Raw genomic sequence first — 25,689 nt, forward strand, 5'->3', positions numbered from 1 at the left:
GGGCCGAAACTCTTATCCGGACATACCCCTTGCAGGACGGTGCTGTAACTTTTTACGCCGACTTCGACCCCCGCAAGGGTAATCGGTGCCCACAATTTGCTGGCTGCTGAATCCTAGGGGCGGTACCGTCACGTTCGCGAAGACTTATTAGCTAATGACTTATGCATGCAAGTATGAATTCATGGAGATTCGATACCCTACTCCGCTAGTAGCCGGGGATGTAATAGGCGTTACTTCCCCCTCGACTGGTGTGCCAAGATCGCTTACGCGGCGCTTGAATTTTGCGGTACAGCAATTGCGTGACCGTGGTTTCGCGGTGGTTGTGGGCGACTGTATGGACGGTTCCACTCACATCAGCGCACCCGCTCAACAACGAGCCCGTGAGCTAATGAGGATGATTTTGGACCCCACTATCAAAGCCATTGTGCCTCCGTGGGGAGGGGCAACCGCCATTGACCTTATTCCTCACCTTGATTTCGATGCACTCACTTCCGCAGAACCAACCTGGTTCGTGGGGTACTCCGATATTTCAACGTTACTCACCCCAATCACTCTCCGAACAGGTATGGCAACGCTCCATGGGAGCAACCTCCTGGACACGCCATATCGTGTCCCGGAATCATTGATGTCATGGATAGATATCGCTTCACTGCCTACTGGCTCAAGTTTCAAGCAAGCATCACCGGGCGTTTATCGTGTCAATGACTGGGACGATTGGGAAAACCAGCCCGAATTAACTGAAAATACATGGAACGGCACCGGAGCTTGGGAACGGCTCGACACCGGCCAGGACGAGGTAAGCGTTACAGGCCGTCTAATCGGCGGATGCATAGAGACCATGGTCAACCTTGCCGGTACCCCCTACCTGAATTCCGAAGCGTTGCGCAAATACCACTCTGGCTCCTTGATCGTCTATATAGAAGCTTCCGGTGTTGATGCAACCACGATTTGCCGCCACCTCCACGGTATGCGCTTAGCCGGCTTCTTCGACGGTGCCGAAGCCATTCTCGTGGGACGCACCGGCGCCCCTGACTCTGCGACGCTCACCCAGGCAGAGGCGGCCCTCGACGCCCTGGGAACGCTCGGCATACCCATCATCGGCAATGTGGAATGCGGCCATGTCCCGCCACAACTCCCAATCGTCAACGGAGCCCAAGGCCACCTTGTATTCAACGAAAAAGACCAATACCTAGAACAGACTTTGGCCTGATCCTAGGAATCGACTTCAAGCCACCACTCATAGGTGCGGAAGCGGATCAACCAGGCCTTGACCAAGTCCAACAGGCGGGTCGGCCAGAAGATTAGGATTGAAACTCAACAATCGACTTGACAGGTGAACGATGAGTCTTTCAAAGGCCTACCCACATGGCCCTAGGCTGAGTTTCCGTGACTTCACGGCGGAGGACATCCCGGCTGTGCACGAGTTCACCTCAGATCCTGAGGTTACTCGCTGGTCAACATGGGGACCGAATACTTTAGAGCAAACAATTTCCTTTGTTAAGGATGCGGCCCGTGCGCACCTGGAAGAGGGCCGATCAGCGTTTTCACTTGCTGCTGTTTTAGAGGGTAAGACCATTGGCTCTGTGGCCATTTGGACTACCAATCCATACGATCACAACGGAGAGCTTGGATACACCTTCCACCGCTCCTACTGGGGAAACGGCTATGCCACCGAAACTACGGTCCAGCTACTTAAATTTGGGTTCGATACGCTCAAACTGGAGCGAATCAGCGCCACCTGCCATCCTGGCAACATCGGTTCAATTCGAGTTCTAGAAAAGAGCGGGTTCACCCTAGAGGGGCGGCTTCGTTCCCACCGATTGGTGCGAGGAGTTCGCGGGGACTCTATGCTCTATTCCATTTTGCGCGATGAACACGCCAGCGTAAGAGCCGAGACAATAACTGACTTGGAAAACGACGAATCACGTTAATCCCACTCAACATTCCGCATACGGACGCGAAATCGCTGATTGGAAGAATTTCAATAGTCCTTGCAGCCATCATGGACAACCGCAGCTGCTTTCGATGTGTGAGTTCTGCTGCGGTGTCGGCGGGGACTTAGTTTCGGTTCCGTGAAGTGCGGTTCTGTCTTTTTTGTATCAGTATCGACATGATAATGATCAGAACACCGAGGACGGCAGCTAGCAACGCCACTCCTTGATTCTCGAGTGAGTTCGAAATAATCAAACCCGCGAAGATGACCACGACAGTGAGGGTTAAACCGATGGGCAAAGGTTTCATTTAGTCTCCGATGATTGAAGATGACTCGCTGTCGGCAGTTCTCCGATGATCGAGCAACCAAGGGCGAACCAAGGAATTATGCGATTCACGGTGCACTCTCCAACGTATGCGAAACTCGCATGATTATCGAACTCTATTCGAAGACGCACCAGACTGTGATCGCACTAGCGAATTGCTCCACCATTCACGGATGAGTGGCTGTACCACTGGCGGTTCCGCAGTGAAACATGCTCCGGCAGTGTCACACCAATCTCTCTAATGGTTCTTGGTAGGCACGGTTCCGCGGCTGGGTTGGTTCGGGATTGTTTACGAGAACCGGCCTGTCAGGTGCACGGTGACTTCGTCGCCCATGCCCTTCGCGAGGAGCTTCCGGAACGCCGCCCGCAGCGGCATCATGTGAGTACCGCCACCCACGGGCAACATGGTGGCTTCGTAGGGGTAGCCGTCGACGGTGCCACCAATCTTGACTGCTTTGCCGGTGCCGAAGAATTCGGCGGAGTTGGGCATCTGGATGCAGGGCCAACCGCTTTTGGAGTCAGCAATGACGGTGGCCGTGAATATGGCTTCGAGTTTCTGTTCGGGATGGTCGGGTGTGGTCGTCATGATTCCTCGCTTGGTGTCGTCACAAAGTTGCGGGCTCCGGGTCCGGTGAGTTCCTCGGCCTCGACGGGTCTGCCTGACACGGCAAGTAAAAGGACAATTGCGGGGCCGTGTACCTCTGGGCCGTCGCCGTGCTCGAAAGATGTATCGGTAGCGATCAAGCGCAGCCCGTGAGCCTCCTCCTTGCCGCCGCCCATCTTGACACTGGTCTTCACCTGGTAGGCAAGCGCGCGGGAGACATATGCGGGCGGGTAGTTGCGCCGGATCTTGAGAGGACGGCGAATATCCTCACCGTGTATGAATACCTCCACCAGTCGAGTGGCCAATGCCGCCGGTGGTGTGGCGGTGTGGCTGCATACTTCCTGAAACGCGTTCAGCGTGTCGTCCGAATTGGCTGCTTTCTCCCGAGTGATCCCGACGGCGTTATCTCGGTCGAAGTCGAAACCAGCAGCCACCATGCGACGCACAAATCCCAGGCGGGTCGTCTTGGCCGAATCCACGAGGTGAGCCAGAACATCGTGGACGTCCCAGCCGGGACACGATGAAGGAGTGCGCCACTTGTCAGGTTCAAGTCTTGAAAGGTCCTCGATCAGCGCCTGCCGTTCGAAATGTACAGCAGCCCAGATTTCAGAATTGGACAAGTTCGTCATGTAACTATTGTTGCAGTAGTGCTTACTTCTTTACAAGTAGTAGAATGGAATCATGGTTGAGCGAAGATCGTATAGTTCCTACAACGACGGATGCGCGTCGGCGCATGCGCTCGACTTGATCGGGGAACGGTGGGCGCTCATCGTGGTGCGGGAGTTGCTACTAGGCCCCAAACGCTTTCTCGACCTCCAACGCAACATCCCGGGAATCGGTCCAGCCGTCCTCACACGCCGATTGCAGGACCTCGAAGAAACTGGCATCGTGGTGCGCAACCAACTTTCAGCACCGGCCAAAGTGATGGTCTACGGACTCACAGAGTGGGGCCTCGGCCTGGAAGCCGTCAACACCGCGTTGTCCTTATGGGCTGTCAAATCTCCACGCCTGCCGTTCGAAGCCGATATGGGACCTGACACCCTTGTCCTAGTAATGCGCGCGCACGCACGCCCACTGCCTGAAGGCACACCAGAGCGCAGAATTTCGCTGAAACTAAGTGACTCGCGCGTATCTGGGCAGGAGACCGTGGACTACGTGGCCACTATGACAACCACAGAATCCACGATCACAAAGGCGCCCACCGTTGACTCTGTCGATGCGACAATCAGCAGCACCACTAGGGCGTGGAAAGCAGTCATCATCGCAGGGGCATCTATTGAAAGCGAAGATGATATCGCGGTCGTCGGTAATCAAGTCGCGGTCCAAATGTTAGTTGACGCCACAAAGCTATAAGCTCACTACTTCCCATAACAAGCGACAGAACTCGAGCCCGAGACCATACTCAGGTTGGGTGCCATGACTGACCCCATAGACGTTCCACCTATGGTCTGATGTAAAATTTCCTCAAGGTCGACCCATACTCAAACACGCCAAGAATCTGCCCCGGAGAGGAAAACGAAATCCAACGTGTCACAGGAATCCTCTCCTGTGACTCCTTACGACACAATAAAGTCAGTTTTCTGTTGCGATGTCTGTAAGCGTCCCACTCTCCAGCCCGAACGGAAATTTCACGGCAGAGAACGCTTCGGTAGATTCGGGAACACGGAGAGCTTGAGGCAAATCGCTCGATCACACTCCCCCGCGTGGAGGCCGACACTGTGCCCACTACACCCAGCACCAAGCAGTGCCACGCCTACGGACAGGCGGCGGGAAGACGGCGGCGGGAAGACCGGTGGCGTGCTGCGCCTGCATCAACGATCAGTTCGTTGGGTGCGTCCCAGCAACCATCTCTGCCAGCTTGCTTAGCGTTCCTTCCAGCTCATGCGACTGGACTAGTGGGAAAGTAACGCGTCCAAGTACCTCTTTATCTGTGACGGCGCTCCAGTCGTAAGTCAGCAACACTTTGGTTGAAGTTGGCGACTGTACCTCCAACTCCCACACCCATTCCCATCCAGCAGGCTCCTTACCTGCATCTGCGGTTTTCCACGCAAGTAGCTTATTGACGTCGTATCCAACCACGTGGTTCTCGGTCTGATACTCGCCACCGAGCTTCTCGAGATACATGTTCATGGTGAAGACCTGCCCGACGGCGGTGATCCGGTCAGTTTTCTCATCGGAACGCACCATCCCCGATCCATCCAGTTCGGCATGGTTAGCCGGAAGACTCAAGACAGCAAAGACTTCCTTTGCTGGAGCATCAATCACTCGGTCAACGGTAAGTTTTTTCTCGGTATCAGCCATACACTAAGCATTGCGCAGTCTCTGAATAAAAACTAGGGCGCCGGGGGTTTACGCTGCAGTGGTCCCGTTACTACGGCAGCGCAGAATGGGTTGGCGGGGCGGCAGCGCCGGAACTTCCAATCATTTTGTCCTTGAGTACCTCGTGGAGAAATGCCATGGCGTCTCCCCCATCAAGACCTAGTGACCGAATGTGATGAACGTACTCTTCTGCTGCTTTCTGCGCTTGTCGTTGAAGAGGGTCGTCATGAACTGAAACGAACGTTCCATGCCTGCCTCGGGATTCGAGGGCACCGTTGAGTTCAAGTTCACGATAGGCACGTGCCACGGTGTTCGGCGCGAGGGCTAGATCGGAGGCCAGTCTTCTAACAGTCGGCAGCCTGGTTCCGGGCTGCAAATCGCCACTCTGGATGAGGTCCAGGACTTGAACCCGAATTTGCTCAAAAGGGGGCACTGGCGAGCGGGGATCAACAAAGAGCATGGTTATGCACCTTGGCCAAGGACAACTTTCGTGGCCCCAATTTCCGGCCACAGGTGATGACGAAAGTAGTTGAAAGAACTGCCGTAGCGAAAAACCATGAAGATCCCGGAACAGCCCAACATGGGAGTTGTTTGGGCAATAATCAGTGCCGTTGATCCCGGAGTTGCGACACCCATGCCCTCTAGCACTGCCAAGCCCATGGCAGACAAAGCCAACCAAGCCATGACTGTTGCCAGCATCCCCACCTTCAGGACTGTGTGGGCCCGAACAGCATCGTCCCATGCAAGCTCAAGGGTGCTCGATACCGTTTGGGCTTTCTGCATAATTTTTCGTAGAGCTGTCCAGCAGGCAACTTGGACAATGACCGCTATAAACAGAAAGGGAAGAGCCGCACCCTGAAGCAGATTACCTAAATCAATCACACCCACTGTCCCCATTACCAAGCCTGCCACTCCCAGAACAACAGCCAAAAGAGTTATAGCTGGCGCAGACCAGAATCGCCAAGAACTGATGTAATCGGTGACGCTCACTGCTTGGGCCCGGGCCAACCGCGGGACATCTCTACGTGGAGCAGCAACAGCATCCTTCATCATGGCGGCAACATCAAAGAGCGTCGCTCCGATCAGGACGGCAGGAAAAACAGTCAACATGACAAACGAAAATGAGAGAGATGCATTGGGAGTCATAACGAGTTGCCAAGCGGCAACCAATCCACCGGTCAGTCCTCCATAGAACGATGCCTTGTGGCTCCGCCTTAGCCGGACGCGAAGAGATTCTTGAATCTGATCCGTACCCATGGGCAGCCCGACCTGTTGCCAGAACATAAACACCTGCTTGTGCTGGTATCTGCTGCTGTGAACAAATATAAACGCCGCCACGGCGACAAGCACGGCGAATCCTACGGCGAAGCGGTCAACCGATGACTCCAAAAACATAATGCCCCCTCATTGCTATCTGTATCAATGTATCATTACAATCTTTCATGCAAGGATGAGGAATATGACAAACCCGGCCCAGCATGAATTCTCGACACATGAGGGCACATATCGTCAATCTGAAGTGAGCGCCGTCGTTGGTAACGGCGTAGCTTCATGGGAGCGCGCCAGTCATGACGTGCTCTACTGGAAAGTCAAAACCGCCAGTGGGTTCACAGTAGATAGTTCCGGGCCGGTGGTTCCCGGCGAGAACGTGAATGTGACCGCGCGAATGTTTGGCATCAGTGTGGTTGAGCCGGTTCAAGTTGTTTCCGTGGTTCAGGAAAAAGACAGGGTGGGCTTTGCCTATAAAACGCTGCCTGGCCACCCAGTGAGCGGCGAGGAAGCTTTTATTGTGCATCGTCACGGGGAAGAAGTGAGCCTAAGCGTTCGCTCCCTAACCGGGCCGTCACCTGCGCAACCGTGGCGGATGCTGTACCCGCTGCTTTTGATCATTCAGCGGATAGTTCGCCGACGATACTTGCGTGCCCTTCGCTGATTCCCCTTCTCAGCCTTACAACAGACTCCCTTACAACAGACTCTCAGCCGTGCAACAGACTAGGAGCACAGGATGGGCATCAGGCCCTGCAGCAGCACTGGAATCGATAGTGGAGCCGGCATTGGAGCCGCAGCATGGCTTATCGATTCCACGCTGCCATGGCAGCAGTTGGTCGGGTTTGGTCCGGATGGATTCCCTGAGTACGCAAGGCTGCGTTTCCTCGTGGACCCCACCAACCCAGCGCAAAGCGAAACTGATGCACCGCCCAACACCGAGAATTTGTCCCAGACCGCTCAACTAATGGCTGCAGTTGAGGTACTCCAACGCCACACCAGCACACCAGATGAACTTTATTTCTGTTTTTGGGATGGCTACGGGTTCATCATGCCTGGCGCGAGGTTTGATGTCCCAGAACGCTCATATTTTCTTTACCATGGGAACCCTACAGAAACTACAGAAACTACAGAGACCGGCAACACCGAGTGGCGAATCGCCGCCTGCGATCGAGCCCCGAGCCAACTGTGGATTCCGGACCCTGCGTTCATCTGGCCGGCGGACCGCTCTTGGTGTGTGGCCAATGACGTAGACCCGCACTGGGCCGGCATCGGGGCAAGTGGACAAGCCATTGCCGCGCTAAAGGCTGACAAGCGCCTCGATATTGTCTCTGCTGATCCTGCTGCACCCCAACCGGCCTATAGATAGTGTGGAGAAGCGACTCAAACGGGTGGCAAAGTCAACCTACACGAATATGAGCACCCCCTTGGAGTCTCCTGCGAAAAGGTACACGTTACTGAGGTAATGAAACGGAACTGAGGCCTGCTCGCCAACACATCGGTAAGGCGCATCCATGGAACCAATTCGGTTCCTCATGCGCCGGGGAACATCGAAATGCAAGGCCCGCCACTTTACGTCCTGGCCACGTCCGAACAGTCCTGAAGCAACCCTTGCCTTGCCCTTGATCATCCCGCCGATAGGATGGCATCATGACACAGACACGAGCTGGCGCGCGCCAGACACCGTCATGATGTTCTCTCAGACTCCCCTGCGCCATGTTGGTATAAACGATTTCAATGTGCCTGATCCGGATGCGTGGCCGGCAACTCTTCCTTCTGTTCAACAACTCCTTCGCGACGGGCTCGTATTGGGTCGGGCAACGGTTTTTGTTGGGGAGAACGGGTCTGGTAAATCAACCTTGGTTGAGGCGATCGCCATGGCGTGCGGGGTCAATCCGGAGGGCGGATCCACCCATGCCAGGCATCACAGTCGGCCTACGGAGTCTGATCTGCATTCTTTCTTGAAGGTGACGCGCAATGCTGGTGCCAGTAAGTACGGGTACTTTCTGCGTGCGGAGACTATGCACTCGTTCTTTACTTACCTTGAGGAGAACCCCTCCACCGGGCTTCCAGACACCGATTTTCACAGTCTTTCCCACGGCGAATCGTTCTTGGAGTTGATTGTTAGCAGGTTCCGCGGAGGCGGGCTGTGGATACTTGATGAGCCCGAATCGGCACTGTCATTTTCCGGCTGCCTCTCCCTGCTCAGCGTGCTCCAGAAATTAATGGACGACGGCGATTCCCAAGTTATTCTCTCCACCCACTCCCCGCTGTTGGCTTCCCTGCCGGGTGCCGATATTTATGAGGTGGGGCCTTGGGGCCTGCGTCCAAACAGCTGGGACGATCTGGACTTGGTGAAAAACTGGCGCTCATTCATGGACGCCCCGCACCGATTCCTCAAATACCTCTAACTCTTGCTCAACAGGCGCAGGCACAGAGCCAGTTCCGCCCTCCTTGAGAAAGCACCTCCAAGAGAATCCCGCTAAACTCCCATGTGTGAATCAAACGAAAGCCGCCTTCGGCACCAAAACGCTCATCTCTACCGCCGCCGCAGACTTCGTGCTGGTTCTTCTTTTCGCTCTTGCGGGACGCAGTTCTCATCATGAGGCCTTGACGGTGGTGGGTGTCCTAGCGACGGCTTGGCCATTCCTGGCCTCTCTTGCTCTGGGCTGGCTTGTATGCCAGAGCTGGAAACACCCGCTACGAATTCTTCCTCAGGGAGTCTGCCTGTGGTTGATCACCGTTGCCGGTGGCATGGCCCTACGCCTGATCTCCGGATCAACAGCAGAACTTCCCTTCGTTGCGGTCGCCACGATCACTCTTGGGGTCTTCTTGCTGGGGCACCGTTTCCTTGCAACTTTCTTCACGCGCCGTCATCAGGGCAGTGATGCAACTCCCGCTTGAGATACCATCGAGATGAGCAAATTGTCTCCCAACCATCACACTCCATGACAAGGAACCCACCTGTGATCACAGCTTTTGTCCTGATCAAAACTGATGCAACGCGGATCCCCGAATCAGCTCAGGAAATCTCCGAACTCAACGGCATCAGCGAAGTTTATTCGGTGACCGGGGAGTGGGATCTGATTGCTATTGCCCGCGTGGAGAAACACGAAGACTTAGCTGACGTCATTGCAGATAGACTTTCCAAAGTTAAGTCAGTTGTCTCCACCACCACACAAATCTCTTTTCGCGCATACTCCCAACACGATTTGGATGCCGCGTTTTCTCTCGGCTTCAACAACTAAATCCATGATGCAACTAGAAATTGCTGTCCAGGATGTCCCCGGCGCCACACTGGCGGCCACGCTTGGGGCCGCTCGCATTGAGTTGTGCTGTGCCCTCCAGCTCGGTGGACTTACTCCATCACAAGGCTTATTAAAAAGCGTCCACGATGCTGAGCCCAGGCTACCTATTCACGCTCTGATCCGTCCCCGTCCCGGCGACTACGTTTACGACGAAGCGGCAGTTGCTCTGATGGCTGCGGAGATCAAAGAAGTCCATAGCGGGGGCGCAGCCGGGGTCGTGATTGGAGCGTTGACACCAGTTGGTGGCATAGATTACGCGGCAGTGGAAACCCTTGTTGCAGCTGCTGAGGGCCTGCACATCACCTTCCACCGGGCGGTGGATCACTTAACTTTCGCCGATGCCGTGGCAGCAGTTCCGCGTCTAGCCGACCTTGGCGTGCAACGCATACTGAGCTCGGGCGGCGCTGGACGGGCCGGCGAGGGTCTCCATCAACTAATTGCCATGCATGAAGCGGCCGCTGGCAGACTCACGGTGATGGCCGGTGGCGGAGTCGATATCGCTGATATTGCCACCTTCCATGCGGCAGGCTTGCGCGACGTGCATCTCTCCGCCAAACGCAACATCTGCCAACTCCCACCAGCACCCATGACAGCGTCAGCACTCGCGCAGGACCACAGCTACTTCAGCACAGACGCCGGACTAGTCAAGCAAGCCGTGCAGGCTGTGCAGAAAACTCAAGAATCTCAAGAAACACTAACGCCGGCCTAGCTTTCGGTGCTCAGCGCAACCCAAGACTTCAGCACGTTGGCTGCGGCACCGCCGTCGATCGCTGCCTCGGCGCGGGCTGCGGCAAATTTCATCCGTTCAAGCAGTGGTCCAGAACTTGACCGCTCATAAGCGACGAGCCCGGCAGCAGCATTGAGCACCACGGCATCACGGATCGGTGAGCGTTCTCCATCCAGAATGCGTTGTACCACTTCAGCATTAAATTCGGCATTCTTCCCGCGCAGGTCCTCTATGGTTGCCCGGGCTATGCCTAGATCCAGCGGATCGAAACTGCTTTGCGTGATTTCGTTGTTCCGCACCTCCCAAATACTGGAGGTTCCCGTGGTCGTCAGTTCATCTAGTCCGTCGCTGCCCCTGAAAACCAGGGCGCGGATGTTCCTCGCCGCCAACACGCCAGCCATGAGTGGGGCCATCCGGGCGTCTGCGACACCAATTGCGGAAGCTACAACGCGAGCCGGGTTTGTCAGCGGCCCAAGGAAGTTAAACGCCGTGGGGACCCCAATCTCTTTGCGCGCTACGGCCGCGTATCGCATGGACGGGTGGAAGAAGTTCGCGAAACAAAAGGTGATGCCCACTTCGGTGGCAGCGAGGGCTACTTTTTCCAAGGACAGATCCAGGCGAACACCTAATTTTTCTAGTACGTCAGCGGAACCGGCGGCGGAGGAAGATGCCCTGTTTCCGTGTTTGATCACAGTGGCACCTGCCCCGGCACAGACGAGCGCTGCCATGGTGGAGATGTTCACAGTATTGAGTCTGTCCCCTCCAGTGCCCACAATGTCTAAGGCGTCGCCAACAACGTGCAGCGGACGGGCGTTGGCAAGCATTGCCTCGACCAGTCCAGTCACCTCGGCAACAGTCTCGCCCTTGGACCGCAGGGCAACAAGGAAGCCGGCAATCTGAACATCCGTAGCATTTCCGGCCATGATCGTGTTCATAGCCCACTGGGTGTCATCCTGGCTAAGGTCCTCCCCGCCAATCAGGGCAGCGATCAGATTTGGCCACGTGGGGGTGCTTGGGGATGCGTTTTGGAGAGGATTCACTCTCAAGATGTTAGACGAAAGTGGACCCAACGCACAGATTGTGACCATTGACACAGCGAACATGTTGTGCATGGGCAACTGTGATTAACCTGTGAATTCCCCGGAATTTCGCAAGTTTGTAGAAAAAGATCCGTGACTCGGAGTTTTGCATTGGGAACTCTGGGGTTTTATAGACATAATGTCTATGTGACAACTGTGACCCATGCCCCCAGTAATCCGGCGCATCCGACACTGAATCGACCGAACATGGTTTCTGTAGGAACCGTAGTTTGGTTGGCCAGTGAGCTGATGTTCTTCGCCGGCCTTTTTGCCATGTACTTCACGCTGCGTTCCACCACTGGTGGGATGTGGGCAGAAGAAACGGCGAAGCTGAACTTCCCGTTCGCCCTTGTGAACACTCTGATCCTGGTTTCTAGCTCATTTAGCTGCCAGATGGGTGTGTTTACTGCGGAGAACCTTCGGCCTCGCCGCACGGGACGCCGCTTCCAATTCTCCCAATGGGGAATGACGGAGTGGTTCCTGTTGACCTTCGTTCTTGGAGCCATCTTCGTGGCCGGTCAGACGACCGAATACGCCATGCTGACCTCCGAGTACGTGACACTGAACTCAAACCCCTATGGCTCCGCCTTCTACATTACGACCGGCTTCCACGGCCTGCACGTTCTCGGTGGGCTTATTGCATTCCTCCTCATTATTGGACGCGCCTACGCGGCCAAAAAGTTTGGACACTTCGAAGCCACCAGCGCAATCGTGACTTCTTACTACTGGCACTTTGTGGATGTCGTGTGGATTGGCCTCTTCTTGGTCATCTACGTCCTCAAGTAAGCTGACAAACAGCTCACTTCTACACGTAAGAATTAGCATTTGCGGCCCTCACCCGGGGCTGCTGGATACAGATCAAAGGAACCACCAAGTGAAGGCACTCTCGCAGAAGCGACGTCATCCGCTGGCAGCACTAGCGCTGCTGGTGCTTGGGCTCATGCTGACAGGTGGGTTATACGCCGTTGTCACAACCGTGAATGAGGCCAAGGCCGATACCACCACTTTTACAGCGCAGCAGGTGGACGAAGGCGAGAAGCTCTTCGTCGCCAACTGCGCCACCTGTCACGGCCTAGGCGCCAGCGGCACGGACGCTGGACCGTCCCTGGCCGGAGTTGGCGCTGCAGCCGTCGACTTCCAGGTCGGCACTGGGCGCATGCCCATGCAGATGCAAGGGCCCCAGGCGCGTCAGAAACCGCAGCAATTCACCACTGAACAAACCCGTGAATTGGCCGCCTACGTTGCCACGTTGGGCGACGGACCGGCTCTGCCGGAGGAGCAGTACATCGACGGCGGCGGCGACGCAGCTGTGGGTGGCGAACTCTTCCGAGTTAACTGCGCCATGTGCCACAACGCTGCTGCAGCCGGTGGAGCATTGACTCGTGGCAAGTTTGCACCGCCACTGGACGGTGTAACCAGCAGCCACATGTACAGTGCCATGGTGACCGGGCCGCAGAACATGCCGGTGTTCAACGACGCCAACATCAGCCCTGAGGGCAAACGCGACATCATCACGTTCTTGAACACCATTGAGAACCAGGGCTCACCTGGCGGCGCCAAGCTCGGCTCACTAGGACCAGTATCCGAGGGCTTGTTCCTTTGGACTGCTGTATTGGGTGTCATCATCGGCTTCACCATCTGGTTGACCTCACGTACTTCCTAGTACAAGAAGCTACAGATACTGGCTGCACTGGCAGCCGCGAGAAACTTACATTACGACCCCGGGAACGTACCGGGATAAGAGAAGGATGAGGGGATTATGGGCAACCATAGTGACGGCTCGCCGACAAGCTCGGACGCCGTAGCTAAGGCTGGTCAGCAAGAGGTGGACAAGTTCCAAGATCCGGGACTGCCTCCACACAGATTGCGACTAGCTGATACGAATCCCAAGGCGGCAAAACGGGCCGAACGCCAGGTGGCGTGGCTCTTTGTCATATCCATCGTCGGCACGCTGCTGTTCATGGTTGGTTACTTCGGCGTACGCCTTGATGACACGTTTGCCACCTTGCGGCTCCAAAACACCTTCCTGGGCCTTGGCGTAGCATTTGCCATGCTGGGTATTGGAACTGGCATTGTGCACTGGGCCCGCGCCCTCATGCCGGACCACGAAGTGGCCGAAGATCGCCACGAGTTGCGTTCCGAAGAGGACCGCCTGGCTGCCGTCCAAATCATCGACGATATTGTCGAAGAGACAGGCATCAAGCGTCGACCCTTGATTCGCAACACCCTCATCGGTGCTGTGGCCTTGGCTCCTCTTCCGGCAATCGCCATTTTCCGCGACCTTGGTCCGTTGCCAGGAAATGCACTGCGCCACTCGCTCTGGAAAGCTGGCGAGCGTCTAGCCCGCGATCCTGACGGAACACCGATCAAGGCCTCAGATGTGACCATCGGTTCGGCTTTCCACGTGATCCCGGAGTCCCTGAACTCACTCACTGAGGGCAAGATCGCCGCCAAGGCTAAGGCCGTGGTGTTGTTGATGCGCCTAAACCCCGAAGACCTTCACCCCTCCGAAGGGCGCGAGGACTGGGGCTACAACGGCATCGTTGCCTACTCCAAGATCTGTACCCACGTTGGCTGCCCCGTTGCACTCTACGAGCAGCAAACGCACCACTTGCTGTGCCCCTGCCACCAGTCCACCTTCGACTTGACACAGGAGTGCAAGGTCATCTTTGGACCCGCTGTCCGTCCGCTGCCTCAGCTGCCCATTGCCATTGACGCAGACGGCTACCTTGTCGCCCAGAGCGACTTCCATGAACCTGTTGGACCGAGCTTTTGGGAGCGTGGCTAATAATGACTACTGCAACGCAAACACCTTTCGAAGCCAAAACACCCGCAGGACGGATCACCAACTTTGTTGATGAGCGTGTTGGCGGATCAGGAATACTCCGAGAGTTCGGACGCAAGGTCTTCCCCGACCACTGGTCATTCATGTTTGGCGAAGTCGCCCTCTACACGTTCGTCATCCTGCTGCTCTCGGGCACCTTTCTGACGTTCTTCTACGATCCCTCCATGGCGGAGACCCATTACAGCGGCCCCTATGTCCCGCTCAATGGTGTGGAAATGTCAGTGGCCTACGATTCAACTCTGCGCCTGTCCTTTGAGGTTCGTGGCGGCCTGTTCATGCGCCAGGTCCACCACTGGTCGGCACTATTATTCGTTGCTGCAGTGTCCGTGCACATGCTGCGAGTTTTCTTTACCGGTGCTTTCCGCAAACCTCGTGAACTGAACTGGGTTGTTGGCAGCGTGCTGCTGATCTTGTCCATGGCGGCAGGCTTCACCGGCTACTCACTACCTGATGATCTGCTCTCCGGCAACGGATTGCGCATTATTGATGGTGTTACCAAATCCATTCCCATTGTTGGAACGTACATCTCGTTCTTCCTCTTTGGCGGAGAATTCCCTGGAACCATGATCATCGGTCGCTTGTACATGATGCACATCATGCTGGTGCCCGCCATGATCCTGCTGATGATCGCCATTCACCTGTTTATGGTAGTTATCCACAAGCACACGCAGTACCCTGGCCCGGGTCGCAACGACCGCAATGTGGTTGGTTACCCACTGGGCCCGGTATATGCAGCTAAGGCCGGCGGATTCTTCTTCATTGTCTTTGGCATCATCGCTCTCATCTCCGCGTTCTTCCAGATCAACCCGGTCTGGAACTACGGCCCCTACGACCCCTCCCCCGTTTCAGCAGGTACCCAACCTGACTGGTACATCGGATTTGTTGATGGCGCCCTGCGACTCATGCCAGGCTGGCTATTCAACATCCCGCTTGAGTGGAATATTCCGTTCCCGTGGGGCGTGAACACGCTCTCGATGAACGTTCTCATACCCGCACTTGTACCTGCCGGCATCATCTTTACACTGATGTTTGCTTACCCCTGGATTGAGCGTTGGGTAACCCGCGACAATCGCGAGCACCACGTGCTTGACCGCCCACGCAATGCGCCGACACGGACCGCCATTGGTGTTGCAGGGTTCATCTTCTACTGCGTCATGTGGGCCGCTGCAAGCTCCGACTTGATCGCCACACACTTTGAAGTGTCCCTCAACGACGTCCTTTACTGGATGCGTGCATTATTCTTCCTAGGCCCGATCCTTGGTTTCATCGTCAGCAAGCGAGTGTCCCTCGCCTTGCAACGTAAGGACCGAGAAATCGCTCTACACGGTCGTGAAACCGGACGTATTGTCCGCTTGCCCCATGGTGAGTTCCAGGAAATCCATGCACAGCTCGATGACTACAAGCGTTACAAGCTTGTTGCCCACGAGTCTCCTGTTCCCGAGGCAGGCATCCCGAACGAAAACGGGATTGTCACCAAGAAGGAACGGCTACGCAGTAAGCTCAGCAGCTTCTTCTTCGAAGACCGTGTTGCTACTGCATCACCTTCGGAGCTTGCTGCCGGTCACGATCACGAGGCTATTGACGCCAGTGAAGACGACAAGGCGATCACGCACTAAAGGCCCCCACGAGAAGCCGTGCTGCACTTCCCTTCGGGGCAAGAGCAGCACGGCTTTTTTGTTCAGATTAACTTACTTGTTGGTCCCCTAGATCACTGCTTTGAGCCCAAGACACAAGGAGATGATACCCGATCACGCTTGCAGCGAGCTCACAGTGGAGCTGCAAGTGGGCGCCAGCTTACTCAAAATACTCTGGCTAATAGATACGGCGTGCACGTACGCCGGGGCGTTGTAGGGGCACACGCAGCTTGTAACGATCTGCGCGGTAGAAAGACACAGAGTAATCCACTGTGGAACGCGATACAAAGGCGTGACGTTCGGTGCGCAGCACGGGTGCGCCTATGTCCACCTGTAGTAAGCGCGCAATTGAGGGCGTGGCAGCATTTGCCTCGATAGTGTCCTCACCCCATTCAATAACAAGCCCATACCGCTCCCCCAAAATGTTATAGAGGGAGGATGGCGGGCCAGCGTCCAATATCCCTGGCACGCGCCATGCTGGGATGAAGTTCTCATCCACGCTCATGGGCTCCTCGTCGGCAAGCAAAAGTCTGCGCAGACGAATCACGCCTTGCCCTTCATCAAGTTGGAGTTCACGGGCCAAACGAGCTGTGGCTGGTATTTGTTCGAACGCCAAGGTTCTGGCAGACGGGCGCATGCCACGTCGAGCCATCTCTTCTGAATATGACGTCAATTTCAGTGTCACCTCCAGTTTGGTTCTGGCAACGAAGGTGCCCAAACCAACCACGCGCTCAAGTAACTCTTCCTCAACGAGAGCCTGAACGGCATGACGGAGCGTCATACGAGCCACACCGAAATGGGTGGCTAGGTCCCGCTCCGAAGGCAATTGCCGCCCCGCCTTACTGTGGTTCACAATGTAGTTGCGCAGCAAGTCTCGCAACTGGATGTGAACGGAAACCTTTGAATCTCTGTCCAACGCGCCCGAGATGTCCTTCGCCGACGGCACCGAATAGCCCATGAAACTCCTCTGTTTACAAGTATCAGCCTAAAACACGACTACTCTCAATACAGAAACATCTTTCAACAAGGAGTAGTAAACGCATGTACACCCGGAAAGCCACTGTGGCGGCGAGCATTGGCTTGCATGCCCGTCCCGCCGCAGTATTTGTTCGAGCGGTTAATAGGACCGGCTTGCCCATAACCCTGTCCCAAGAAGGCATGGCTGGCGTGGATGGACGCTCGCTCCTTGAAGTAATGAGCGCGAATTTCGCCCACGGCGTGGAAGTAGAGATTGGTGTTGGCGACTGCGGGGCTGACATGGAGTCTGTAAAGACAGCCGTGGATCATTTGGCGCAGCTGCTCCGAACGGACCTCACGGACCCTCTATAGCGGCACTGAAGCTGGTATAAGTTCCCGGGGACAACATGCCCAGTACCAATCACCTGGTTTTCTGCACTCCTAAACCCTAAACACCATGAAACAACAAAAGGGACTGTTTGCACCACGTGGGTGCAAACAGTCCCTTTTACTTCTCAGTTACTACTCGGCGCAACTTCTTAGTGCGCGTGGTCTCCGCGACTGTACTCGTAGACCCAACCAACCAGTGCGATGACCGCCAGGCCGGCACCGAACAAGAACACCCACCAGCCAACTGCCAGACCCAGGAAACCGGAGGCGGCTGCAAGTGCAAGCACCAGCGGCCACCAGCTCCAGGGGCTGAAGTGGCCCTGTTCCCCGGAGCCTTCATGAACTTCGGCGTCGGAACGGTCTTCCGGACGCAGACCAACGCGGTTCCCCGTGTAATAGACGTAGACGCCGATCATCAGGCACAGTGCCGACATGAGGAAAATAGCAAGGAAGCCAACTGGTTCCATCCATTGGACCATCAGGCCGTAAACAATCCCTACGGGTATAAAGAAAACGCCTAAGAGGAGAAAGAGCCAGGCTTCAACCTTCATTTGAGGTCCCCTTTCGAGACAGTTCGTACGGGCTGTGCCGGCACATAATGCGGGGCAAGCTCGGGATGGTGGAGATCCAGTGCCGGGCGTTCCGAGCGGATACGGGGCAGTGAGGTGAAGTTGTGGCGCGGTGGCGGGCAGGATGTTGCCCACTCCAGTGAAGCTCCGAAGCCCCAAGGGTCGTCAACTTCAACCTTCTTGCCGCTGCGCCAGGTGATGTACACGTTCCAGAACCAAGGAATCATTGAGGCACCCAAGACGAACGAGGCGATGGTGGAGAATTGGTTCATCCACGTGAAGTTGTCTTCGATCATGTAGTCAGCGTAACGACGGGGCATACCAAGAACACCCAACCAGTGCTGGATCAGGAAAGTGCCGTGGAAGCCCAGGAACAAGAGCCAGAAGTGGATCTTGCCGAGGCGCTCGTTAAGCATCTTGCCAGTGAACTTGGGCCACCAGAAGTAGAATCCGGCAAACATTGCGAACACTACTGTGCCAAACACTACGTAGTGGAAGTGAGCAACCACGAAGTAGGTGTCCGTGACGTGGAAGTCAAGTGGCGGAGAGGCCAGGATAATACCCGTCAGTCCACCAAAGAGGAATGTCACAATGAAGCCCAGACTCCACAGCATAGGCGTCTCAAACGTCAACGACCCTCGCCACATGGTGCCAATCCAGTTGAAGAATTTTACTCCCGTTGGAACGGCGATGAGCATTGTCATGAACGAGAAGAACGGCAGAGCAACTTGTCCTGTGGCGTACATGTGGTGGGCCCACACGGTCACTGACAGTGCAGCAATTGAAATCGTGGCAAACACAAGACCCTTGTAACCAAAGATCGGCTTACGGCTAAAAACGGGGAAAATCTCCGAGACAATTCCGAAGAACGGCAGCGCAATAATGTAGACCTCAGGGTGCCCGAAGAACCAGAATAGGTGCTGCCAAAGCATCGCACCACCAAATTCGGCATCAAATATATGTGCCCCGAATCGCCTGTCCGCACCCAACGCGAACAATGCTGCCGCCAACGGCGGGAACGCCATGAGAACCAAAATACCTGTGATCAAGGTGTTCCAGGTGAAGATGGGCATACGCCACATCGTCATTCCGGGTGCTCGCAAGCAGATGATGGTGGTGATGAAGTTTACCGAACCCAAAATGGTTCCGAAGCCGGATAGCGCCAGACCGAACACCCACAAATCTCCGCCCACGCCGGGACTGAAAGTTGTGTTGGACAACGGGGCGTAGGCAAACCAGCCGAAGGCCGCTGCACCCTGGGGGGTGAGGAACCCTGTCACTGCAATGGTGCTACCAAAGAGGAAGAACCAGAAGGCCAGAGCGTTCAAACGCGGGAATGCCACGTCAGGTGCACCAATTTGCAAGGGCATGATGACGTTGGCAAAGCCGGCGAACAGAGGCGTAGCAAACATCAACAGCATGATGGTGCCGTGCATGGTGAACAACTGGTTGTACTGATCTTTGGTTTGCAGGATCTGCATCCCAGGCTCGAAGAGCTCTGCACGGATGATCAGCGCCATGACGCCACCAAGGCAGAAGAAAATAAATGATGCAATCAGGTACATGTACCCAATCGTTTTGTGGTCGGTTGACGTGATCCAGTTGACGACAATGCGTCCCTTGGATACGGGAACAACTCTAGGTGCAGCCGAAGTCACTTCAGCTGCCGAGTACTCGAGCGTAGACACTTTCCTCTCCCCCCTACTTCTGATTCGCAGTGTTGGCGGCATTGGGATTACGGTCATACTTCTCGGTCAGTTCGCCTGTCTGGCCCTTTGACTTCAGTTCGTTCAGATGCGCATCAAATTCAGCCTGCGTGACCACCTTGACGTTGAACAGCATTTCCGAGTGGTATTCCCCGCACAGCTCGGCACATTTGCCGTCATACGTACCCAGCGCCGTGGGCGTAAGGGTCATGTAGTTTGTCTTGCCCGGGAGTATATCCTTCTTGTTCAAGAATGCTGGAACCCAGAAGGAGTGAATAACGTCGCGGGCGTTCAGCTGAAGTTCAACGGAACGGTTCACCGGTAAATACAGCGTGGGCAATGTCGACTTATCGAACGGCTTCCCGTCAAGTTCAGCCTGCACTCCGACGGAGTAAACAGAGTCCTTGACGTCGTTGCCGGCTAAGTAGTTGAAGTCCCACGACCACTGCTTGGCGCGAACATCGATGGTGACATCCGGGTTGTCGTCACGGGCGTCAATTGACTGCGACTCCACATCCGTGAAGTGGAAGAAAACCAGCACCATGAACAGCGGCACCAACACATAAAAGACCTCCAGCGGGAGGTTGTAACTGGTCTGACGCGGGAAACCAGTGGCACCCTTGCGACGACGGTAGGCAATGATGCACCAGATGATCAGTCCCCATGTAATGAGACCAATGATCAAGACTGTGATCCAGGTGTTTACCCATAGATCAATGATCCCAGCTGTGTGATTGGTGGTATCACGCTCGGATGGCATCCAGCCGTTCTTATTCTCTGCCGTACATCCTGACAAAGCTAACGCTCCGGCAATTGCCACCCCTGATAGGGAGATGACTTTTGCGCGTCGGCTGCCGGTTCGGTCCTGCGAACTCACAGACGGCCCTTCCTCTTCTTACTGTGCTCGGCAGCGATTTAATGCAGCCCGAGCTAAATGGGTTTTACTACTCGATGTAGAGCTTACCGCTATGGCAGGCAAAAAGCGCACCAAACTCTCCGTGCGTCGGATGTCCTTCGGGAATTTTTTCCGACAGGCTCTACATCGAGTAGAAATCATGGCTTAGTGGAATGAATCACCGCAGGCGCAAGAGCCGCCGGCGTTGGGGTTATCAATGGTGAAACCCTGCTTTGAAATAGTGTCTTCAAAGTCAATGCTTGCGCCCTCCAAGTACGGCACGCTCATCTTGTCAATGACAACTTCGACGCCTTCAAAATTGCGCACAGCATCCCCGTCAAGCATGCGCTCGTCAAAGTAGAGCTGGTAGATCAGCCCTGAACAACCGCCAGGCTGCACCGCGACGCGCAAACGAAGGTCCGTGCGGCCTTCTTGTTCAAGCAGGCTGCGCACCTTACCGGCAGCAACATCGCTGATGAGCACACCGTGGGTGGGCAGTTCGACATCTGCAATAGCGGCAGATGAGGTTTCTTCGTGGACATTTGCTGTCATGGCATTTCCTTACGTGAGGGTACAACTACATGCTACGTCGAGCCCGGCAGGGGCGCTAACTTATGTCAACCATAGCCCTACGCCTTCTGTTCCCCGGGCTCCCCTGATTTCTCTGGTTGCCCCAATGCGCCGGCATTGATGGCCGCCAGCAGGAGCGTCTGCGCCACAATGGCTTTTTCAAAATCTCCCAAGTGCAAAGACTCGTTGGCGCTGTGGGCGCGCGAATCCGGATCCTCCACGCCTGTGACCAGGATCTGTGCATGGGGGTAGGTTGCCTTCAAGTCAGCAATGAACGGAATGGATCCGCCCATCCCTGTTTCCACCGCGGAAACACCCCAAGACTCCCCTAGCGCCCATAGGGCGGCCTGGGCCGCCGGAGCGTGGGTGTCAGTGGCGAACGCCTGCCCGGCTTCACCTGCAGTGAAGCTGACCTGCGCGCCAAAGGGTGCATGGGCCACAACATGCTTTTCCAAGGCCTCCATGGCCGACGCCGGATCCTGGCCAGGTGCCAGGCGCAGGCTAATCTTGGCCCGGGTTGAGGCCAGCAAAGTATTTGAGCTCATCTCCACGGATGGAATGTCCATACCAATCACTGACAGGGCCGGCTGGGTCCAGAGACGGGAGGTGATGCTTCCCATTCCGGCTAATTTGACGCCGTCCAGCACGCCGGCATCAGCCCGGAACGCTTCTTCTTCATAGTCCACCGCTGCGGCTTCCCCGTGATGGAGACCCTTGATGGCAACGGAGCCCTGATCATCGTGAAAGGTTGAAATGAGCCGCGCCATAAGAGTCGGTGCGTCCAGGATCGGGCCCCCGAACATGCCGGAGTGCACGGCATGACTTGTCACCCGGACTTCCACTGTGCCATCGACCAAGCCACGCAGGCTGGTGGTGAGAGCGGGGACGCCCACCTGCCAGTTGGCCGAGTCAGCAACAACAATCACGTCTCCGGCGAGGAGCTCCCGGTGCGTTTCTAGGAAGGTGGCGAAAGTGGGTGAGCCGGCTTCCTCCTCACCTTCAATAAAGAACGTCACACCGATCCCGAACGTGTCCCCAAGAGTTTCGGTGATGGCCCGGAACGCGGCAACATGGGCCATGATGCCGGCCTTGTCATCTGCTGCCCCACGACCATAGAGGCGACCATCGCGTTCCACTGCCGTAAATGGTTCGCTGTTCCATAGCTCGCTGTCACCGGGAGGTTGCACATCGTGGTGGGCGTACAACACAACTGTTGGCATACCCGGCGCCGCGGCTTTCCTGGCGACAATGGCGGGACCGCCCTGTCCGCCGTCGTCCTTGGCCACACGAAGGATCTGCACGTCATCAAGTCCGGTGGAACGAATCAGTGCGGCAACGGCTTCTGAGCTGCGCTCAAGCTGGGCGGCGTCGAAGGCATCCCACGCGATGCCGGGGATAGCAACAAGTTGAACAAGTTCTGCCACCGTTTTAGAGAAGTTCTCTGCCACGCTTTGACGCAGCGCGGTGGTTGGCAAGTGGGCTGTAAGATTTGCAAGATTGGCGCCAGGAGTATTGGCTACCGGTTGGTGAGGTCTCATATTGCAAAGACTACAGTCGGCGAAGTCCTTGCGGTCAAGCTCAGCAGTTGGTTCGGGGTATCCTTTATGGGTGTTTGGACGTAAGAAAGATCAAGCCCCTGCCCAGCAGATAACGCCTGCCTCCCCCGATCAGTTTGCTCGGTCCAAGGACCCGCAGACGGCCAAGGGCGTGCCCACGCCCTCCCGGAAGGCCCAGGAAGAGGCACGCAAACGGCCTTTGGTGCCCAACGACCGCGCTGCGGCCAAGGTTGCCGCTCGTGATGCCCGACGCGTGGAACAAGCACGGATGCGCCGCGCCCTTGACACCGGTGAAGAGCGATTCCTGCCTGCCCGTGACAAGGGTCCACAGAAGCGATATGCCCGTGACTACGTTGACGCCAGGTTCAGTCTGGGAGAATTTGTGATGTTTGCTGCCCTGGCAATCGTGTTGTTGACAGTGCTCATTCCTGTGCGCAACGCCGACGGCAGCTCCAATAATTCGCAGCTGATTGTGTTTGGTATCTTCTGGGCCATGGTGGCTTTTGTTGCCGTGGACGTGTTGCTGATGTCGCGCAAGCTCAAACGCTTAATGGCGGCAAAATTTGGTTCTGTTGACTCCGGTGTTATTTGGTATGGAGCTATGCGCTCCATGCAGTTCCGCCGGTTGCGTTTGCCCAAGCCCCTTGTCAGCCGTGGTGAATGGCCCACCTGAGCTCCAGCTCAGTGATGCCTGCCTCAGAGAACCCGAGCGCAACCCGCCGGCCCTTCCTTAACGGAAGCGGCCGGCGTCGTTCTTTTAAAACTGGTAGCCATTATTCGGCCAAACTCCCTGCCGCCAGGTAGCCGGAATCGCTAGGCTGGGTAGATGGAATACCGCTACCTTGGCCGGTCAGGCCTGAAGATCACTGAAATCACCTACGGCAATTGGCTTACCCACGGCTCCCAAGTGGAAAATGATGTGGCCGCGGCATGTGTACGCGCAGCCCTCGACGCCGGCATCACAACTTTTGACACGGCTGACGCCTACGCCAACGGTGCCGCTGAGGAGGTGCTCGGGGCCGCGTTGTCTTCCGAAAGACGCGAATCCCTTGAGGTCTTCACCAAGGTGTACTGGCCGGTTGGGCCCAAAGGACCAAACGATACAGGTCTCTCGCGCAAACACATCATGGAAGGCATCAATAACTCCCTGCGCCGGCTCAACATGGACTATGTGGATCTTTACCAGGCACACCGCTACGACTTTGAAACCCCGCTTGAGGAAACCATTGCCGCTTTCGCAGACGTGGTACGAGAAGGCAAGGCACTCTACATTGGGGTCTCTGAATGGAATGCCGAGCAGTTGCGCGAAGGACAGCGGCTGGCTCGGGAGGCAGGGTTCTCATTGGTCTCCAACCAGCCCCAGTACTCTGCGCTGTGGCGTGTGATAGAGCCCGACGTCATCCCGGCTTGCCTTGAACTGGGCATATCCCAGGTTGTTTGGTCACCTATGGCGCAGGGAGTACTAAGTGGAAAGTACCTGCCCGGGGCTCCTGTGCCAGCCGGATCCCGTGCCACGGATGAGCAGGGTGGCAAGAACACCATCAAGGACTTCCTCAATGAGGACATTCTCACAAATGTGCAAAAGCTGCGCCCCATCGCTGATGAGCTGAATCTGAGCATGCCCCAATTAGCCATCGCCTGGGTGCTGCAGAACGAGAACGTGGCAACAGCCTTGGTAGGCGCCTCACGCCCTGAACAGGTTGCCGAAAACGTCAAGGCCTCCGGAGTTAAGATTCCGGCCGAGCTCATGACTGTGATCGACACTGCTCTGGCGCCGAGCGTCGTGAACGATCCTTCGAAGACGATCAGCCCGGCGACAAGAGTGGCCTAGGTTACTGACCCAGTTTTGCGCGCCGCAGCTGCACTAGTTCCTTATTGATCCGGGCCGCCCAGAAAGGCCCCTCATACAGGAATGCTGTGTAGCCCTGCACAAGTGTGGCTCCGGCGTCGAGGCGTTCCTGCACTTCAGCGCCTGTTTCCACACCGCCTACGGAGATCAATGTCAGCTGGTCATTTACGGCTGCCTTGAGCTGACGCAACACCTCAAGTGAACGTGCCTTCAGCGGCGCACCAGAAAGCCCGCCAGCACCCGTCTGCGCAACGTCAGCGGCGGTGCTGGCCAATCCGTCGCGGCTGATGGTGGTGTTGGTGGCGATAATACCGTCCAGTTCCAGCTCAAGAGCAAGCGCGGCGACGTCGGCTATGTCCGCATCGGCCAAATCCGGTGCGATCTTCACCAACAACGGCACATGACGTCCGGCAGCCGTGTCGGCAGCCTCGCGAACACCTGTCAGCAAAGGACGCAGCGTTGCCACGTCCTGAAGCAGGCGAAGCCCGGGAGTGTTAGGTGAACTGACATTGACCACCAGGTAGTCAGCCGACGGGGCAAGAGTGCTGGCACTAAGAAGGTAATCCGCCAAAGCATCTTCGAGCTCAACCGTCTTGGTTTTACCAATGTTCACACCAACGATCGGGCGAACCGACGAATAACTTTTGCCCAAGCCTGCCAAAGCCTGCGCAAGTCTGGGCGCCACGGTGGCAGCGCCGTCGTTGTTAAAGCCCATACGGTTAATCACGGCACGATCAGCCACCAGACGGAACAATCGAGGCTGCGGGTTGCCGGATTGCGCCTGGGCCGTGATGGTGCCTACCTCTACGTGGCCAAAGCCCAGATTGGCCAACGCATTGATGCCTTTGCCCTCCTTATCAAACCCGGCGGCGAGTCCGAACGGAGTGGGGAACGTGAGGCCAAGCGCCTGCGTCTGTAGCGATGCCGGCGGTGCGAACATTCTGCGCAACACGGCGCCGGCCCCTGTTGCTTGAGTTGCCTTGACCAGGCAGAAACCGATTTTGTGCGCCCGTTCGGCGTCCATCCAGGAAAAACAGAGCCGGAAAACTGTGGGATATATTCGCATGTCTCTAGTTTTCCGGTTCTACGCCGGAACTGCAAAACCTCCTGAAGAATTCATTGCGTAAAACCACCGGTTAAAGAGGGTTAGCATGTCC

General features: G+C 56.1%; 29 protein-coding genes. 16 read left to right on the forward strand and 13 right to left on the reverse strand.

The window, feature by feature from the left end:
- The first annotated feature begins 181 nt into the window (after nucleotides 1–181).
- Complete coding sequence (locus AAFM46_RS08445) at nucleotides 182–1,210, forward strand: S66 peptidase family protein (RefSeq protein WP_343317398.1); 1,029 nt, start codon at nucleotides 182–184, stop codon at nucleotides 1,208–1,210.
- Nucleotides 1,211–1,340: 130 nt separating this feature from the next.
- Nucleotides 1,341–1,931: a GNAT family N-acetyltransferase gene (locus AAFM46_RS08450; protein WP_343317399.1), complete on the forward strand. Its 591-nt coding sequence runs from the start codon at nucleotides 1,341–1,343 to the stop codon at nucleotides 1,929–1,931.
- 616 nt (nucleotides 1,932–2,547) lie between these two features.
- On the opposite strand, the gene AAFM46_RS08455 is transcribed toward AAFM46_RS08450, so the two are convergent.
- The gene (locus AAFM46_RS08455; RefSeq protein ID WP_343317400.1) at nucleotides 2,548–2,844 is read right to left on the reverse strand and encodes a DUF1905 domain-containing protein; all 297 of its coding nucleotides are present in this window, start codon (nucleotides 2,842–2,844) and stop codon (nucleotides 2,548–2,550) included.
- Nucleotides 2,841–3,491 (reverse strand): maleylpyruvate isomerase family mycothiol-dependent enzyme, encoded by a 651-nt coding sequence (locus AAFM46_RS08460; protein ID WP_343317401.1) that lies wholly within the window; start codon nucleotides 3,489–3,491, stop codon nucleotides 2,841–2,843. The genes AAFM46_RS08455 and AAFM46_RS08460 overlap by 4 nt, the downstream gene beginning before the upstream one ends.
- A gap of 52 nt (nucleotides 3,492–3,543) precedes the next feature.
- Here AAFM46_RS08460 and AAFM46_RS08465 point away from each other — a divergent pair, with 52 nt between their 5' ends.
- Nucleotides 3,544–4,215, forward strand: coding sequence for a helix-turn-helix domain-containing protein (locus AAFM46_RS08465; protein ID WP_343317402.1), 672 nt, complete (start codon nucleotides 3,544–3,546; stop codon nucleotides 4,213–4,215).
- Nucleotides 4,216–4,680: 465 nt separating this feature from the next.
- On the opposite strand, the gene AAFM46_RS08470 is transcribed toward AAFM46_RS08465, so the two are convergent.
- The 3 genes from AAFM46_RS08470 to AAFM46_RS08480 all read right to left on the reverse strand — a co-directional run bounded on the left by AAFM46_RS08470 (nucleotide 4,681) and on the right by AAFM46_RS08480 (nucleotide 6,576).
- Nucleotides 4,681–5,163: an SRPBCC family protein gene (locus AAFM46_RS08470; protein ID WP_283527151.1), complete on the reverse strand. Its 483-nt coding sequence runs from the start codon at nucleotides 5,161–5,163 to the stop codon at nucleotides 4,681–4,683.
- 70 nt (nucleotides 5,164–5,233) lie between these two features.
- Entirely contained in the window at nucleotides 5,234–5,641 is a 408-nt protein-coding gene (locus AAFM46_RS08475) for a GntR family transcriptional regulator (RefSeq protein WP_283527153.1), read from the reverse strand.
- 2 nt (nucleotides 5,642–5,643) lie between these two features.
- Entirely contained in the window at nucleotides 5,644–6,576 is a 933-nt protein-coding gene (locus AAFM46_RS08480; RefSeq protein ID WP_343317403.1) for a hypothetical protein, read from the reverse strand.
- 64 nt (nucleotides 6,577–6,640) lie between these two features.
- Here AAFM46_RS08480 and AAFM46_RS08485 point away from each other — a divergent pair, with 64 nt between their 5' ends.
- The 6 genes from AAFM46_RS08485 to AAFM46_RS08510 all read left to right on the forward strand — a co-directional run bounded on the left by AAFM46_RS08485 (nucleotide 6,641) and on the right by AAFM46_RS08510 (nucleotide 10,464).
- Nucleotides 6,641–7,114 (forward strand): DUF1990 family protein, encoded by a 474-nt coding sequence (locus AAFM46_RS08485; RefSeq protein ID WP_283527157.1) that lies wholly within the window; start codon nucleotides 6,641–6,643, stop codon nucleotides 7,112–7,114.
- 72 nt (nucleotides 7,115–7,186) lie between these two features.
- Nucleotides 7,187–7,816: a hypothetical protein gene (locus AAFM46_RS08490; protein WP_343317404.1), complete on the forward strand. Its 630-nt coding sequence runs from the start codon at nucleotides 7,187–7,189 to the stop codon at nucleotides 7,814–7,816.
- 145 nt (nucleotides 7,817–7,961) lie between these two features.
- The gene (locus tag AAFM46_RS08495; protein WP_343317405.1) at nucleotides 7,962–8,858 is read left to right on the forward strand and encodes an AAA family ATPase; all 897 of its coding nucleotides are present in this window, start codon (nucleotides 7,962–7,964) and stop codon (nucleotides 8,856–8,858) included.
- 85 nt (nucleotides 8,859–8,943) lie between these two features.
- Nucleotides 8,944–9,351 carry a DUF3054 domain-containing protein gene (locus AAFM46_RS08500; RefSeq protein WP_343317406.1) on the forward strand — a complete coding sequence of 136 codons (408 nt, stop codon included), beginning with the start codon at nucleotides 8,944–8,946 and terminating at the stop codon, nucleotides 9,349–9,351.
- Nucleotides 9,352–9,413: 62 nt separating this feature from the next.
- On the forward strand, nucleotides 9,414–9,695 hold the full coding sequence (locus tag AAFM46_RS08505; protein WP_283527163.1) for an Lrp/AsnC ligand binding domain-containing protein: 282 nt from the start codon (nucleotides 9,414–9,416) through the stop codon (nucleotides 9,693–9,695).
- Between the two features lie 4 nt (nucleotides 9,696–9,699).
- Nucleotides 9,700–10,464, forward strand: coding sequence for a copper homeostasis protein CutC (locus AAFM46_RS08510; protein ID WP_343317407.1), 765 nt, complete (start codon nucleotides 9,700–9,702; stop codon nucleotides 10,462–10,464).
- Here the strand turns inward: AAFM46_RS08510 and trpD are convergent.
- Complete coding sequence (gene trpD, locus AAFM46_RS08515; protein ID WP_343317408.1) at nucleotides 10,461–11,522, reverse strand: anthranilate phosphoribosyltransferase; 1,062 nt, start codon at nucleotides 11,520–11,522, stop codon at nucleotides 10,461–10,463. The genes AAFM46_RS08510 and trpD overlap by 4 nt on opposite strands.
- Nucleotides 11,523–11,708: 186 nt before the next feature.
- On the opposite strand from trpD, the gene AAFM46_RS08520 reads away from it, so the two are divergent.
- From AAFM46_RS08520 to AAFM46_RS08535, 4 genes are all read left to right on the forward strand, one after another.
- The gene (locus tag AAFM46_RS08520) at nucleotides 11,709–12,347 is read left to right on the forward strand and encodes a heme-copper oxidase subunit III (RefSeq protein ID WP_283527169.1); all 639 of its coding nucleotides are present in this window, start codon (nucleotides 11,709–11,711) and stop codon (nucleotides 12,345–12,347) included.
- Between the two features lie 88 nt (nucleotides 12,348–12,435).
- Complete coding sequence (locus tag AAFM46_RS08525) at nucleotides 12,436–13,224, forward strand: cytochrome c (protein ID WP_283527172.1); 789 nt, start codon at nucleotides 12,436–12,438, stop codon at nucleotides 13,222–13,224.
- Nucleotides 13,225–13,320: 96 nt separating this feature from the next.
- On the forward strand, nucleotides 13,321–14,349 hold the full coding sequence (locus AAFM46_RS08530; RefSeq protein WP_283527174.1) for a Rieske 2Fe-2S domain-containing protein: 1,029 nt from the start codon (nucleotides 13,321–13,323) through the stop codon (nucleotides 14,347–14,349).
- Between the two features lie 2 nt (nucleotides 14,350–14,351).
- On the forward strand, nucleotides 14,352–16,022 hold the full coding sequence (locus AAFM46_RS08535; protein WP_343317409.1) for a cytochrome bc complex cytochrome b subunit: 1,671 nt from the start codon (nucleotides 14,352–14,354) through the stop codon (nucleotides 16,020–16,022).
- 196 nt (nucleotides 16,023–16,218) lie between these two features.
- Here the strand turns inward: AAFM46_RS08535 and AAFM46_RS08540 are convergent, their stop codons facing one another.
- A complete protein-coding gene (locus tag AAFM46_RS08540; RefSeq protein WP_343317410.1) occupies nucleotides 16,219–16,998 on the reverse strand; it encodes a GntR family transcriptional regulator in 780 nt (259 codons plus the stop codon).
- 83 nt (nucleotides 16,999–17,081) lie between these two features.
- Between AAFM46_RS08540 and AAFM46_RS08545 the strand changes: the two genes are divergently transcribed.
- Nucleotides 17,082–17,369, forward strand: a complete 288-nt coding sequence (locus AAFM46_RS08545; protein WP_343317411.1) for an HPr family phosphocarrier protein — start codon at nucleotides 17,082–17,084, stop codon at nucleotides 17,367–17,369.
- 167 nt (nucleotides 17,370–17,536) lie between these two features.
- Here AAFM46_RS08545 and AAFM46_RS08550 read toward each other — a convergent pair whose 3' ends face one another.
- The 5 genes from AAFM46_RS08550 to AAFM46_RS08570 form a co-directional block, all read right to left on the reverse strand.
- Nucleotides 17,537–17,938, reverse strand: a complete 402-nt coding sequence (locus tag AAFM46_RS08550; protein WP_283527182.1) for a cytochrome c oxidase subunit 4 — start codon at nucleotides 17,936–17,938, stop codon at nucleotides 17,537–17,539.
- Nucleotides 17,935–19,644 (reverse strand): cytochrome c oxidase subunit I, encoded by a 1,710-nt coding sequence (gene ctaD, locus AAFM46_RS08555; protein WP_283527185.1) that lies wholly within the window; start codon nucleotides 19,642–19,644, stop codon nucleotides 17,935–17,937. Before ctaD ends, AAFM46_RS08550 begins: the two co-directional genes overlap by 4 nt.
- 13 nt (nucleotides 19,645–19,657) lie before the next feature.
- Nucleotides 19,658–20,539 carry a cytochrome c oxidase subunit II gene (gene coxB / locus AAFM46_RS08560; protein ID WP_343317412.1) on the reverse strand — a complete coding sequence of 294 codons (882 nt, stop codon included), beginning with the start codon at nucleotides 20,537–20,539 and terminating at the stop codon, nucleotides 19,658–19,660.
- 183 nt (nucleotides 20,540–20,722) lie between these two features.
- A complete protein-coding gene (locus tag AAFM46_RS08565) occupies nucleotides 20,723–21,109 on the reverse strand; it encodes an iron-sulfur cluster assembly accessory protein (RefSeq protein WP_343317413.1) in 387 nt (128 codons plus the stop codon).
- A 77-nt stretch (nucleotides 21,110–21,186) separates the two neighbouring features.
- The gene (locus AAFM46_RS08570; protein WP_343317414.1) at nucleotides 21,187–22,665 is read right to left on the reverse strand and encodes a dipeptidase; all 1,479 of its coding nucleotides are present in this window, start codon (nucleotides 22,663–22,665) and stop codon (nucleotides 21,187–21,189) included.
- Between the two features lie 70 nt (nucleotides 22,666–22,735).
- Between AAFM46_RS08570 and AAFM46_RS08575 the strand changes: the two genes are divergently transcribed.
- Together AAFM46_RS08575 and AAFM46_RS08580 are read left to right on the forward strand one after the other, a co-directional pair.
- Entirely contained in the window at nucleotides 22,736–23,356 is a 621-nt protein-coding gene (locus AAFM46_RS08575; RefSeq protein ID WP_343317415.1) for a DUF3043 domain-containing protein, read from the forward strand.
- Between the two features lie 153 nt (nucleotides 23,357–23,509).
- Entirely contained in the window at nucleotides 23,510–24,514 is a 1,005-nt protein-coding gene (locus AAFM46_RS08580; RefSeq protein ID WP_343317416.1) for an aldo/keto reductase family protein, read from the forward strand.
- Between the two features lies 1 nt (nucleotide 24,515).
- On the opposite strand, the gene AAFM46_RS08585 is transcribed toward AAFM46_RS08580, so the two are convergent.
- A complete protein-coding gene (locus tag AAFM46_RS08585; protein ID WP_343317417.1) occupies nucleotides 24,516–25,598 on the reverse strand; it encodes a quinone-dependent dihydroorotate dehydrogenase in 1,083 nt (360 codons plus the stop codon).
- Nucleotides 25,599–25,689: the final 91 nt, after the last annotated feature.

The sequence above is a fragment of the Arthrobacter sp. TMP15 genome (assembly GCF_039529835.1).
Lineage (GTDB): Bacteria > Actinomycetota > Actinomycetes > Actinomycetales > Micrococcaceae > Specibacter.